At 70.9% G+C, this 12,063-nt stretch carries 13 protein-coding genes; 10 read left to right on the forward strand and 3 right to left on the reverse strand.

What is annotated here, in order from left to right; genetic code table 11:
• Positions 1–44: 44 nt before the first annotated feature.
• Together dusA and ygfZ are read right to left on the reverse strand one after the other, a co-directional pair.
• A complete protein-coding gene (gene dusA, locus CGR01S_RS06820; RefSeq protein ID WP_042424194.1) occupies positions 45–1,046 on the reverse strand; it encodes a tRNA dihydrouridine(20/20a) synthase DusA in 1,002 nt (333 codons plus the stop codon).
• Entirely contained in the window at positions 1,046–1,963 is a 918-nt protein-coding gene (ygfZ, locus tag CGR01S_RS06825) for a CAF17-like 4Fe-4S cluster assembly/insertion protein YgfZ (protein ID WP_042424196.1), read from the reverse strand. The genes dusA and ygfZ overlap by 1 nt, the downstream gene beginning before the upstream one ends.
• Positions 1,964–2,037: 74 nt before the next feature.
• Between ygfZ and mltG the strand changes: the two genes are divergently transcribed.
• From mltG to CGR01S_RS06855, 6 genes are all read left to right on the forward strand, one after another.
• Positions 2,038–2,994, forward strand: coding sequence for an endolytic transglycosylase MltG (gene mltG, locus CGR01S_RS06830; RefSeq protein ID WP_156967517.1), 957 nt, complete (start codon positions 2,038–2,040; stop codon positions 2,992–2,994).
• Entirely contained in the window at positions 2,991–3,662 is a 672-nt protein-coding gene (tmk, locus tag CGR01S_RS06835) for a dTMP kinase (RefSeq protein WP_042424197.1), read from the forward strand. The genes mltG and tmk overlap by 4 nt, the downstream gene beginning before the upstream one ends.
• A complete protein-coding gene (locus CGR01S_RS06840) occupies positions 3,659–4,690 on the forward strand; it encodes a DNA polymerase III delta subunit-related protein (RefSeq protein ID WP_042424199.1) in 1,032 nt (343 codons plus the stop codon). The genes tmk and CGR01S_RS06840 overlap by 4 nt, the downstream gene beginning before the upstream one ends.
• Positions 4,687–5,046, forward strand: a complete 360-nt coding sequence (locus tag CGR01S_RS06845; RefSeq protein ID WP_042424201.1) for a PilZ domain-containing protein — start codon at positions 4,687–4,689, stop codon at positions 5,044–5,046. The genes CGR01S_RS06840 and CGR01S_RS06845 overlap by 4 nt, the downstream gene beginning before the upstream one ends.
• Before the next feature lie 61 nt (positions 5,047–5,107).
• Positions 5,108–5,917 (forward strand): TatD family hydrolase, encoded by an 810-nt coding sequence (locus CGR01S_RS06850; RefSeq protein WP_042424203.1) that lies wholly within the window; start codon positions 5,108–5,110, stop codon positions 5,915–5,917.
• Positions 5,914–6,591, forward strand: a complete 678-nt coding sequence (locus CGR01S_RS06855; protein ID WP_042424209.1) for an ankyrin repeat domain-containing protein — start codon at positions 5,914–5,916, stop codon at positions 6,589–6,591. The genes CGR01S_RS06850 and CGR01S_RS06855 overlap by 4 nt, the downstream gene beginning before the upstream one ends.
• A 15-nt stretch (positions 6,592–6,606) precedes the next feature.
• On the opposite strand, the gene msbA is transcribed toward CGR01S_RS06855, so the two are convergent.
• Positions 6,607–8,418: a lipid A export permease/ATP-binding protein MsbA gene (msbA, locus tag CGR01S_RS06860; RefSeq protein WP_042424212.1), complete on the reverse strand. Its 1,812-nt coding sequence runs from the start codon at positions 8,416–8,418 to the stop codon at positions 6,607–6,609.
• 118 nt (positions 8,419–8,536) lie between these two features.
• Between msbA and tolB the strand changes: the two genes are divergently transcribed.
• Genes tolB through CGR01S_RS06880 form a run of 4 tightly spaced genes read left to right on the forward strand, consistent with a single transcriptional unit; the run spans position 8,537 to position 12,036 of the window.
• Positions 8,537–9,856, forward strand: a complete 1,320-nt coding sequence (tolB, locus tag CGR01S_RS06865; RefSeq protein WP_042424214.1) for a Tol-Pal system beta propeller repeat protein TolB — start codon at positions 8,537–8,539, stop codon at positions 9,854–9,856.
• 41 nt (positions 9,857–9,897) lie between these two features.
• The gene (gene pal, locus CGR01S_RS06870; protein WP_042424647.1) at positions 9,898–10,431 is read left to right on the forward strand and encodes a peptidoglycan-associated lipoprotein Pal; all 534 of its coding nucleotides are present in this window, start codon (positions 9,898–9,900) and stop codon (positions 10,429–10,431) included.
• 23 nt (positions 10,432–10,454) lie between these two features.
• A complete protein-coding gene (gene ybgF, locus CGR01S_RS06875) occupies positions 10,455–11,216 on the forward strand; it encodes a tol-pal system protein YbgF (protein WP_245616765.1) in 762 nt (253 codons plus the stop codon).
• Between the two features lie 16 nt (positions 11,217–11,232).
• Entirely contained in the window at positions 11,233–12,036 is an 804-nt protein-coding gene (locus tag CGR01S_RS06880) for a tRNA threonylcarbamoyladenosine dehydratase (RefSeq protein ID WP_042424220.1), read from the forward strand.
• The last annotated feature ends 27 nt before the right edge of the window (positions 12,037–12,063 follow it).

Here is a 12,063-nt window from a genome sequence, read left to right on the forward strand (position 1 = left end):
CACCGCGCGCTGTGCCGGGGGCGGTGCGCACGTGCCGTGCGCCCTCAGGCGCGCAGGGTGCAGGCGGCGCGCGCCTGGGCAGCCACTTCGCGCGCCGGCAGGTCCTTGAGGCGGTGGTCGCTCCACACCTGGCGCCAGCGCCGGGCGCCGCTCAATCCGTGGCGCAGGCCCAGCATGTGGCGCGCGATGGCGTACCAGGGCGTGCCGTACTGCGCGGCTTCGCGCTCCATGTAGTCCACCATGGCGTCTTCCACGGCTTCCACGCTGAGCTGGCGCTCGGGTGCGCCAAAGTACAGAGTGTCCCAGCGCGCCAGCCACCACGGGTTGTGGTAGGCCTCGCGGCCCACCATCACGCCATCGACCTGTTGCAGTTGCGCCTGCACGGCCTCATCGGTGCAGATGCCGCCGTTGACGGCAATGGTCAGGTGCGGGAAGTCCTGCTTGAGCCGGTGCACCACCGCGTAGCGCAGCGGCGGGATGTCGCGGTTTTCCTTGGGCGAGAGACCCTGCAGCCAGGCATTGCGCGCATGCACGATGAACACCTGGCAACCGGCGTCCTGTACGGTGCCGATGAAGTCGCGCACGAAAGCGTAGCTCTCCTCCTTGTCGAGCCCGATGCGGTGCTTGACCGTCACGGGCACCTGCACCACGTCCACCATGGCCTTCACGCAGTCGGCCACCAGGGAGGGCGCTTTCATCAGGCTGGCGCCAAAGGCGCCGCGCTGCACCCGGTCGCTGGGGCAGCCGCAGTTGAGGTTGATCTCGTCGTAGCCCCATTGCTCGCCCAGGCGCGCGGCCTGGGCCAGTTTGCCGGGCTCGTTGCCGCCCAATTGCAGGGCCACGGGGTGTTCTTCGGCGTTGTAGCGCAGGTGCCGCTCGGTACCGCCAAACAGGATGCCGCCCACATTGACCATCTCGGTGTACAGCAAGGTGTGGCGCGTGAGCAGACGATGCAGGTAGCGGCAGTGGCGGTCGGTCCAGTCCATCATGGGCGCGACGGACATGCGCCAGGGGCTGGCGCCCGGCGCGGTGGTAGGTGGCTGCATCAGAGGTCGTCGCGCAAGGGATAGGGCAGGGTGCCCAGGGTCAGTGCGGGGCCGGCGGGTGCGCCCGCATGCAGGTCACCCGCCTCGGCCGCGGCGATCTGCAGCGCAACGATGGCGTCCCAACCGCCGCCGGGCGCTGCGGCCGCCTGCACCACGGTGCCGCAGGCCTGCTCGGCGTCCTGCGCGCTGAACACCTCGGCGCCCACGGCCAGCGGCGCATCGGCATGGGCGATATAGGCGCGGCGCTTGATGGCGCCGCGGAACTGGCTGCGCGCCACGACCTCCTGGCCCGGGTAGCAGCCCTTCTTGAAGCTCACGCCATCGACCGATTCGTAATTGAGCATCTGCGGCACGAAGGCGTCGATCAGCGGCGCGCTCAGCGTGGCCACGCCGCTCTGCACCTCGCCCCAGGCCCACAGCGCCGGGTCGAGCGCGGCGCCGGCGGGCAGGGGCTCGTTGGCCGGGCCCACCCACAGCGCGCGCGCCTGGCCCGCCGCCGCGGGCAGGTGCACCAGGCTGGCAGGGCCCAAATCGGCCTTGGCCCACATGGGCTGTACGCCACCAGCTATCGATTGAATAGCATCACCGGCCAGGCCGGCAACGCGCAGCTCGGCGCTGGCGTCGCTCAGGCGCAGCTTGGCGCGCAGCACGAACATGGACAGGCGCTTGAGTGTGGCGGCCAGCAGGTCGCGGCTGCAGACCAGCCACACCTCGGTGGGGCTGCGCTTGAAGCCGATGAAGCTCGCCTGCATGCGACCCTTGGCCGAGAGGAAGGCGCACAGGCGCGCATGCGCCAGGTCGAGCAGGGCAAAGTCGTGGGTGAGCTGGCCGTGGAGGAATTTGGCGGCGTCTTCGCCTTCGGCACGGATGACGCCCAGGTTTTCGAGGGGGGCTACGCCCTGGAGCATGGCTGACATGGCTCCATTATGATGCCCGGTTCCTCACTCCTACTCGCATCAGGGTTGTGCGCCGATTCCTTCTTCTGGCACTGATGGTGGCCGTCGGGCTGGGCGCCGTGGCCTGGGGCTGGCTGCACGCGCCGCTGCCCATGGGCAGCGAACCGCTGGAGCTCGCCATCGAGCCTGGCACGCCGCCGCGCAGCATCGCGCGCGACCTCGAGCGCGCGGGCGTGCGCGTGGATGCGCGGCTCTTGTTCGCCTGGTTCCGCCTCTCGGGCAAGGTGCGCGAGATCCGCGCGGGCAACTACGAAATCCCGCCGGGCACCACGCCCCTCACCCTGCTCGACAAGCTGGTGCGCGGGGAGGAGTCGCTGCGCAGCCTCACGCTGGTGGAGGGCTGGACCTTCCGCCAGGTGCGCGCCGCGCTGGCGCGCGAGGAGCTGCGGCGCGACACTGCCGACCTGGACGACGCCGCCATCATGCAGCAGCTCGGGCGCCCGGGCGTGCCCCCGGAGGGGCGCTTCTTCCCCGACACCTACGCCTACGCCAAGGGCTCCAGCGACCTGGCCGTGCTGCGCCGCGCCCTGCACGCCATGGACCGCCACCTGGAGGCCGCCTGGGCGCAGCGCAGCGCCGACACGCCGCTCAAGAGCGCCGACGAGGCGCTCATCCTGGCCAGCATCGTCGAGAAGGAGACCGGCCAGGCGGCCGACCGCGGGCAGATCGCCGGCGTCTTCGTCAACCGGCTGCGCGCCGGCATGCTGCTGCAGACCGACCCTACCGTGATCTACGGCCTGGGCGAGAAGTTCGACGGCAACCTGCGCAAGCGCGACCTGCAGGCCGACACGCCCTGGAACACCTATACCCGCGCGGGCCTGCCGCCCACGCCCATCGCCATGCCGGGCAAGGCCGCGCTCATGGCGGCGGTGCAGCCGCAGGCGACGCGCGCCCTGTACTTCGTGGCGCGCGGCGACGGCAGCAGCCATTTCAGCGCCACGCTCGACGAGCACAACCGCGCCGTCCAGCGCTACCAACTGCAAAAGAAATGACCCCAGGCCTGTTCATCACCTTCGAGGGCATCGACGGCGCGGGCAAGTCCTCGCACATCGAGGCGCTGGCCGCGGCCCTGCGCGGCGCGGGGCGCAGCGTCACCGTCACGCGCGAGCCCGGCGGCACCCCGCTGGCCGAGAAGCTGCGCGCCCTGCTGCTGGGCGAGCCCATGGACGCGCTCACCGAGGCGCTGCTGGTGTTTGCCGCCCGGCGCGACCACCTGCGCCAGGTCATCGAGCCCGCGCTGGCACGGGGCGACGTGGTGCTGTGCGACCGCTACACCGACGCCACTTTCGCCTACCAGGGCGGCGGGCGCGGCTTCGATTGGGATTTGCTATCAATATTGGAGCGCATGGCGCAGACTGGGCTTGCCCTGCAGCCCGATTTGATGCGTGAACCCGATCTCACCTTGTGGTTCGATCTGCCCCCGGCCATGGCCGCGCAGCGCCTGGCCACGGCGCGCGCGCCCGATCGCTTCGAGTCGCAGGACGAGGCCTTTTTCACGCGCGTGGCCCAGGCCTATGCCCGGCGCGCCCAGGCCGCGCCGCAGCGCTTCGCGCGGCTGGACGCCGCCCAGCCGCGCGAAGCGGTGTGGGCCGAGCTGCGGCAGGTGCTGGCGCAGCGCGGCTGGCTGCCAGCCGCAGTAGCCCAGGGAGGCGGCGCGTGAGCGCGCACGCTGCAGCGCCGGCCCCCTGGATTGCGGCGCAGCGCACGCAACTGCTCGCCCAGCGCGGCCATGCCTGGCTGCTGCACGGGCCCTCGGGTCTGGGGCAGTTCGCGCTGGCGCTGGAGCTGGTGCGCGCCTGGCTGTGCGAGGCGCCCGCCGGGGACGGCGCGGCCTGCGGGCAGTGCGCCAGTTGCCACGCCATCGACGTGCACACCCATGCCGACCTGTGCGTGCTCATGCCCGAGCAGGACATGCTCGCCCAGGGCTGGCCCCTGCCCGAGAAGGCGCAGACCGAGATCGACGAGAAAAAGCGCAAGCCCAGCGCCGAGATCCGCGTGGAGGCCATGCGCGACGCCGTGGAGTTTGCCCAGCGCACCAGTGCGCGCGGCCGGGGCAAGGCCGTGCTGGTGTACCCGGCCGAACAGATGAACCACGTCACCGCCAACGCCCTGCTCAAGACCCTGGAGGAGCCGCCCGGCGACGTGCGCTTCGTGCTGGCCAGCGAGGCGGCGCACCAGTTGCTGCCCACCATCCGCAGCCGCTGCCTGGGCCATGCCATGGACTGGCCCGGCGCGCAGCCCATGCAGGCCTGGCTGGCCGCGCAGGGCGTGCCCGGCCCGGCGGCCGAGGCCTGGCTGCGCGCCGCCGGGGGGCGGCCCCATGATGCGCTGCACCTGGCGCGCAGCGGCCTGGCGCCCCAGGCCTGGGCGCAGTTCCCCAAGGCCTTGCTGCAGGGCACGCCGGCCATGCTGGCCGAGGCCCGCCCGGCGCAGGCCATCACCGCGCTGCAAAAGCTCTGCCATGACCTCATGGCCTGCAGCGTGGGCGCCGCGCCGCGCTACTTTGCCGCGGCCGACTTGCCGCCCGCGCCACCGCTGGCCGCCCTGGCGCGCTGGTCGCGCGCGCTCATGCAGGCCGCGCGCACGGCCGAGCACCCGTACAACACCGGCCTGCTGCTCGAGGCGCTTGTCGCGCAGGCGCGAAACGTCCTACACTCGGCCACTGCCATACCGCCCGCACGATCATGAGCTCCCCGTCCACTGCACCCCGTCCCAGCGTCATGCAGCTGGCGATCAAGGAAAAAGGCGCCCTGCATGCCGCCTACATTCCGTTCTTCGTCGAAGGCGGCATCTTCGTGCCCACCACGCGCGAGTACCGCCTGGGCGACGACGTGTACGTGCTCCTGACCCTGCCCGAGGACACCCAGCGCTACCCCGTGGCGGGCCGGGTGGCCTGGGTGACGCCCGCGCGCGCGGGCGGCAACCGCACGCAGGGCGTGGGCATCCAGTTCCCCAAGGACGAGAAGTCGGCCCAGCTCAAGGTCAAGATCGAGCAGATCCTGGGCGCTGCCCTGGGTTCGGACCGCCCCACGCAGACGATTTGACGCGCCCGCCGCGCCGCTGCCGGTCCGCGCCCGTGCGGATCGGCATTTTTCTTGGTTCGCCATGTTCACCGATTCGCACTGCCACCTGTCCTTTCCGCCGTTGTCGGAGCAACTGCCTGCCATCCGCGCCGCCATGCAGGCCGCCCAGGTGGGGCGCGCCCTGTGCATTTGCACGACCATGGAGGAATTCCCCGCGGTGCACGCGCTGGCCCTGCGCTACGACAACTTCTGGTGCTCCGTGGGCGTGCACCCGGACAACGAGGGCGTCGCCGAACCCACGGTGCAGGAGCTCGTCGAGCGCGCCGCCTTGCCGCGCGTGGTCGCCATCGGCGAGACCGGCCTGGACTACTACGGCATGGAAGACCGCAAGGGCGGGCGCAGCATCGCCGACCTGGAATGGCAGCGCGAGCGCTTTCGCACCCATATCCGCGCGGCGCGCGCGGCCGCCAGGCCGCTGGTGATCCACACGCGCAGCGCCTCGGCCGACACCCTGGCCATCCTGCGCGAGGAGGGCGAGGACGGCGGCAGCGCGAGCGCCGGCGGCGTGTTCCACTGCTTCACCGAGACGGCCGCGGTGGCGCGTGCCGCGCTCGACCTGGGGTATTACATCTCCTTCTCCGGCATCATCACCTTCAAGAACGCGCAGGACCTGCGCGACATTGCCGCCTTCGTGCCCCTGGAGCGCATGCTCATCGAGACGGACAGCCCCTACCTGGCCCCCGTGCCCTACCGCGGCAAGACCAATACCCCCGCCTATGTGCCCGAGGTCGCGCGCCAGATCGCCGCTGTGCGCGGCCTGGCCGTCGAGGCGGTGGCCGAGGCCACGGAGCGCAACTTCGAGCGCCTGTTCCCGCAGGTGGTGGCCGCATGAGGGGCGCGCCCCTGGCCCGCCGCGCCCTGCTGCTGCTGGCCCTGGCAGGCAGCCTGCCGGCCCGCGCGGGCTCGTACGAGGATTTTTTCGCGGCCATCGCGCGCGACGATGCGGGCACCATCGCCGCGCTGCTGCAGCGCGGCTTCGACCCGAACACGCGCGACCCCAAGGGTCAGCCTGGCCTGATCCTGGCGCTGCAGGCGGGCGCGCTCAAGGCGTTCGACGCCCTCATGCAGGCGCGCGATCTGCAGGTCGAGGCGCGCAACGCCCAGGGCGAGAGCGCGCTCATGATGGCGGCGCTGCGCGGCCATGTGCAGGCGGTGCGCGCGCTGATCGCGCGCGATGCCGACGTGAACAAGCCCGGCTGGACGCCGCTGCACTACGCGGCGACCGGAACCACACCGCAGCAGGCCGAGATCATTGCGCTGCTGCTGGAGCACCATGCCTATATCGACGCCGCCTCGCCCAATGGCACCACGCCGCTCATGATGGCGGTGCACTACGGCACGCGCGAGGCGGCCGAGCTGCTGCTGCGCGAGGGCGCCGACCCGGCGCTGCGCAACCAGTTGCGCCTGAGCGCCGCCGATTTCGCGCTGCGCGCGGGGCGCCAGGACATGGTGGAGCTGGTCGCCGCGGCCATCCGCCGGCGCCAACCCCAGCGCGGCCGCTGGTAGGCCGCAGGAGAGCGCTCAAGCAGGTTCCCCGGCGTCTGCCGGGCGCGCCTGCAGGCGTGCGTACAGGCCGCCGCGGGCCAGCAAGGCGGCGTGCGTGCCCTGTTCCACGATGCGCCCGCGCTCCATCACGACCACGCGGTCCGCGTGCTCGATGGTCGAGAGCCGGTGCGCCACCACCAGCGTGGTGCGCCCCTGCATGAGCCGCTGCAGCGCGTCCTGCACCAGGCGCTCGGACTCGGTGTCCAGCGCCGAGGTGGCCTCGTCGAGGATCAGGATGGGGGCGTCCTTGTAGAGCGCGCGCGCAATCGCCAGGCGCTGGCGCTGCCCGCCCGAGAGCTGCATGGCGTTGTGCCCCACCACGGTGTCCATGCCCTGGGGCAGGGCCGCCACGTGGTCCGCGAGGTTGGCCGCCGCCAGGCAGGCCTGCACGCGCTGGCGGTCCACGGCCTGGCCCAGGGCCACGTTGGCGGCGATGCTGTCGTTGAACATCACCACGTCCTGGCTCACCAGCGCAAACTGCGCGCGCAGGGCTGCCAGGTCCCAGTCCTCGATGGCGTGGCCGTCGAGCAGCACCTCGCCCGCACTGTGCGCCACGAAGCGCGGCAGCAGGTTCACCAGCGTGGTCTTGCCCGCCCCCGAGGGGCCCACCAGGGCCACGACCTCGCCGGGGCGCACGTCCAGGTCCACGCCCGCCAGGGCCGGCGCCTGGTCGGCGGCGAAGGCCACGCGCACCCCGCGCAGCGCGATCGCGCCGCGTGCGCGCCCCGGCGCATGGCGGCCGCCTTGCTCGGCGGGCGTGTGTCCCAGCAGGTGCAGTCCGCGTTCGAGCGCCGCCACACCGCGCGTGATGGGGTTGGCCACGTCGGCCAGGCGGCGGATGGGGGCAATGAGCATCAGCATGGCGGTGATGAAGGCCACGAAGCCGCCCACGGTCACGTCGTGCGCGCTGCCCGCGGTGCTGCGGCCCTGCCACAGCGCCACGCAGATCACCGCCGAGAGCGCCGCCGCGGCGAGCAATTGCGTCAGCGGGGTCATGGCCGACGAGGCGATGGTCGACTTGATGGCCAGGCTGCGCAGCCTGCGGCTGAGGGTCTCGAAGCGGCTGGCCTGTGCCGCCTGGGCCGCATGCAGGCGCACCATGCGGTGCGCGAGCACGTTTTCCTCCACCACGTAGGCGAGTTCGTCGGTGGCCTGCTGCCCGCTCTTGGTCAGGCGGTAGAGGCGGCGCGAGAGCGTCTTCATGATCCAGGCCACGCCGGGCACCACCACGGCCACGATCAGCGTGAGCTGCCAGTTCAGGTACAGCAGGTAGGCCAGCAGGGCCACGAGGGTGAAGCCGTCGCGCGAGATGCCCAGCAGCGCCTGCACGAGCAGCGTGGCGCCGGTCTGCACCTCGTAGACCACGGTGTTGGACAGGGTGCTGGCCGACTGGCGCGCAAACAGGCCCATGTCCGCCGCCAGCAGGCGCTCGAACAGGCGGCTGCGCAGCAGCAGCATGCCTTCGTTGGCGATGCGTGCGAGCGCGTACTGCCCGACGAACTGCGCCAGCCCACGCACGAGGAACACGCCCATGATGGCCAGCGGCACCATCCACAGCTGCAGCGAACCCTCGGAAAACCCCTGATCGAGCAAGGGCTTGAGCAGGGCCGGGATCAAGGGTTCGGTGATGGCGCCCACCAGCGTGGCCAGAATCGCACCCGCCCAGGCCAGGCGGTGCTGCAGGCCGAAGTACACCGCCAGGCGGGACAGGCGCGCGCGCAGGGGCTGTGCGGGTGGTTCGGCAGGGGAGGGGGGGGCGCCGGGCGGGCCGTTGTCGGGGGCTTGCATGCGGTCGCGATTCTACTTTTCCGGCCGAGTCCAACAGTTTGTGACAGGGAGGGCGCTCCCGAGTGTGTAACATTCTCACCCTGACAAGCGGCTATCGCCCGTTTGCTGCCCATCGCGCATGACGACACAACGCCTACCCGCATCCTCCTCCCCCGTCCCCACGTCCCCCTTCACGCGCCGCCAGTGCCTGGCGGCATTGGGCGCGCTGGCCAGCCTGCCGGCCGCGGCGCAGTTCCGCGTCGAAGTCACGGGCGTGGGCATGACGCAATTGCCCATTGCCATCGCGCCCTTCCGCGATGAGGCGCAGTCGCCGCAGAAGATCTCCGCTATCGTGCAGGCGGACCTGGAGCGCAGCGGCCAGTTCCGCGGCGTCGATACCGCCGGCATGCGCCTGGACGAGACCACCCGCCCGGACCTGGCCCTGTGGCGCCAGAAGAGTGCGGATTCGCTGGTCTCGGGCAGCGTCGTGCGCCTGGCCGATGGCCGCTACGACGTGCGCTTTCGCCTGTGGGACGTGGTGCGTGGCCAGGACCTCGGCGGCCAGAGCTACGTGGTGGTGCAGGCCGACCTGCGCCTGGTGGCGCACCGCATCGCCGATTTCGTGTACGAAAAGCTCACGGGCGTGCGCGGCGTGTTCTCCACGCGCATCGCCTACGTCACCAAGGCGGGCAATCGCTACAGCCTGTGGGTCGCCGACTCCGACGGCGAGAACGCCCAGGCGGCGCTCGCCAGTCCCGAACCCATCATTTCCCCGGCATGGTCGCCTTCGGGCGGGCAGTTGGCCTATGTGTCCTTCGAGTCGCGCAAGCCCGTGGTGTACGTGCACGACGTGGCCAGCGGCCGGCGCCGCCTGGTGGCCAATTTCAAGGGCTCGAACAGCGCCCCCGCATGGTCGCCCGACGGGCGCACCCTGGCCATCACCCTGAGCCGCGACGGCAACTCGCAGCTCTACACCATCGACGCCAATGGCGGTGAGCCGCGCCGCCTCATGCAAAGCAGCGGCATCGATACCGAACCGGCCTTCTCGCCCGATGGGCGCTTCATCTACTTCGTGAGCGACCGCGGCGGGGCACCGCAGATCTACAAGGTGGCGAGCAGCGGCGGCAATGCCGAGCGCGTGACCTTCAGCGGCAGCTACAACATTTCGCCCGCCATCAGCCCGGACGGCCGCTGGCTCGCCTATGTCTCGCGCGTGAACGGCGCCTTCAGGCTGCACGCCATGGAGCTGGCGACCGGCGCCGCCACGGCCTTGACCGACACCAGCGCCGACGAGCGCCCGAGCTTTGCGCCCAACAGCCGCCTCATCGTCTACGCCACCCAGCAGCAGGGCCGCGAGGCGCTGATGACCACCACGCTGGACGGCAAGATCAAGGCCCGGCTGGCGGGGCAGGGCGGCGACATCCGCGAGCCCGATTGGGGCCCCTACCAGTTCCAGTGAACTTTTTCCATCTTTTGGTTTCAGCCATGCAGGAGCTTTTCATGATCAAACGTATTGCCTATGTCGTTGCCGCTGCCGCCCTGGTCGCGGGTTGCAGTTCGGGGGTGGATCTCGACAACGTTCCCGTCGAGGACAAGAGCGGAGCCCCGCTCTCCAGCCAGGGCTCGCAGTCGGGCAACGCCGGGCAGAGCGGCGTGCAAGGGGTGGATTTGTCGCAATCGGCGGCCGACAAGGCCGGCCCGGTGGGCGTGAGCCGCGTGGTGTACTTCGATTTCGACAGCTACGTCATCAAGCCCGAGTTCCAGGCCGTCATCGAGGCGCATGCGCGTTTCATCAAGGCCAGCCCCGCACGCCGTGCCGTCATCGAAGGCCACACCGACGAGCGTGGCGGCCGGGAATACAACCTGGCCCTGGGCCAGCGCCGCGCCGAGGCCGTGCGCCGCGCCCTGGGCTTGCTGGGCGTGTCGGACAACCAGATCGAGGCCGTGAGCTTCGGCAAGGAAAAGCCGGCCATGCAGGGCTTCAGTGAAGAGGCCTACGCCAAGAACCGCCGCGCCGAGATCTCCTACCGTTGAGCGGCCAGCCCATGCGCAGCTTGATGCCCCCCCTGCGCCGCGCGCCCCTGCTGCTGGCCCTGGCGCTGGCGTGTGCCTACGTGCCGCAGGGCCGCGCCGCGCTGTTCGAGGACAGCGAAGCGCGCCGTGCGATCCTGGAGATGCGCCAGCGTGTCGATGCGCTGCAGCAATCCGGTCAGCGCGCCGGCGAGGACAACGCACAATTGCGCCGCAGCCTGCTGGATCTGCAATCGCAGATCGATGCCCTCAAGGCCGAGGTCGCCGGCCTGCGCGGCCAGAACGAACAGCTCGGGCGCGAAGTGGCCGAGCTGCAGCGCCGCCAGAAAGACATCGCCCAGGGGGTGGACGAGCGCCTGCGCCAGTTCGAACCCGTGCAGGTCAGCATCGACGGCCAGCAGTTCCAGGCCGACCCGGGCGAGAAGCGCGATTTCGAGGCCGCGCTGGCGCGTTTCCGCGAAGGCCGCTACGCCGATGCGCAGGGTCTGTTTGCCACTTTCCTCAAGCAGTACCCGGGCAGCGGCTACCTGCCTTCGGCCCGCTTCTGGCTGGGCAATGCGCAGTACGCCACGCGCGACTACAAGGAAGCGGTCCAGACCTTCCGCGCCCTGCTGGCGGCAGCGCCCCAGCATGCGCGTGCGCCCGAGGCCATGCTGTCCATCGCCAACTGCCAGATCGAACTCAAGGAAGTGCGCGGCGCGCGCAAGACCCTGGAGGACTTGCTGCACGCCTATCCGCAGTCCGAAGCTGCACCGGCAGCCAAGGAACGCCTGGCACGGCTCAAGTGAGGCCGGGCGCTCATACGTGGTCCCGCAAGTCCTTCCGCCTCCCGGTCCCTCCGAATCTGCTGCGCTGGAGCGCCGCTTCGGCGGGCTCGACCGTCTCTATGGCAAGCCCGGCGCAGCGCGCATCCGCGCTGCGCATGTGGTGGTGGTGGGCGTGGGCGGCGTAGGCTCCTGGGCCGCTGAGACCTTGGCGCGCAGCGGCGTAGCGCGCCTGACGCTCATCGACCTGGACCACGTGGCCGAGTCCAACATCAACCGCCAGATCCACGCGCTCGACGGCACCCTGGGTCAGGCCAAGGTCCAGGCCATGCGCGAGCGCATTGCCCAGATCCACCCCGGCTGCGGGGTGCAGGCCATCGAAGAATTCGTGGAGCCCGGCAATTGGCCGCATATCCTCCCGCCCGGCGTCGATGCCGTCATCGATGCCTGCGACCAGATGCCCGCCAAGACCGCCATGGCTGCGTGGGCGCGTGACCGGCGGACGCAGGCGCTGTTCATCACCGTCGGTGCGGCCGGCGGCAAGCGCCTGGCCCACAAGGTCGATGTCGATGATTTGTCGCAGGTGACCCACGACCCGCTGCTGGCGCAATTGCGTTACCGCCTGCGCAAGCACCACGGTGCGCCGCGGGACGGCAAGAAAATGGGCGTGCAGTGCGTGTTCAGCCGCGAGGCCGTGGCCCCGCCGGACGCCTCCTGCGCCGTGCAGGGGGACGGCAGCCTCAATTGCCATGGCTACGGCTCGGTGGCGGCTGTCACGGCCACCTTCGGCCAATGCGCGGCCGGCTGGGTGCTCGATGCATTGGCCCGGCAAGCCCGAGGTTGATGCGGCACTGCATCCGCCGGATGGCGA

The sequence above is a fragment of the Comamonas granuli NBRC 101663 genome (genome assembly GCF_000739995.1).
Classification (GTDB): Bacteria; Pseudomonadota; Gammaproteobacteria; order Burkholderiales; family Burkholderiaceae_C; genus Simplicispira; species Simplicispira granuli.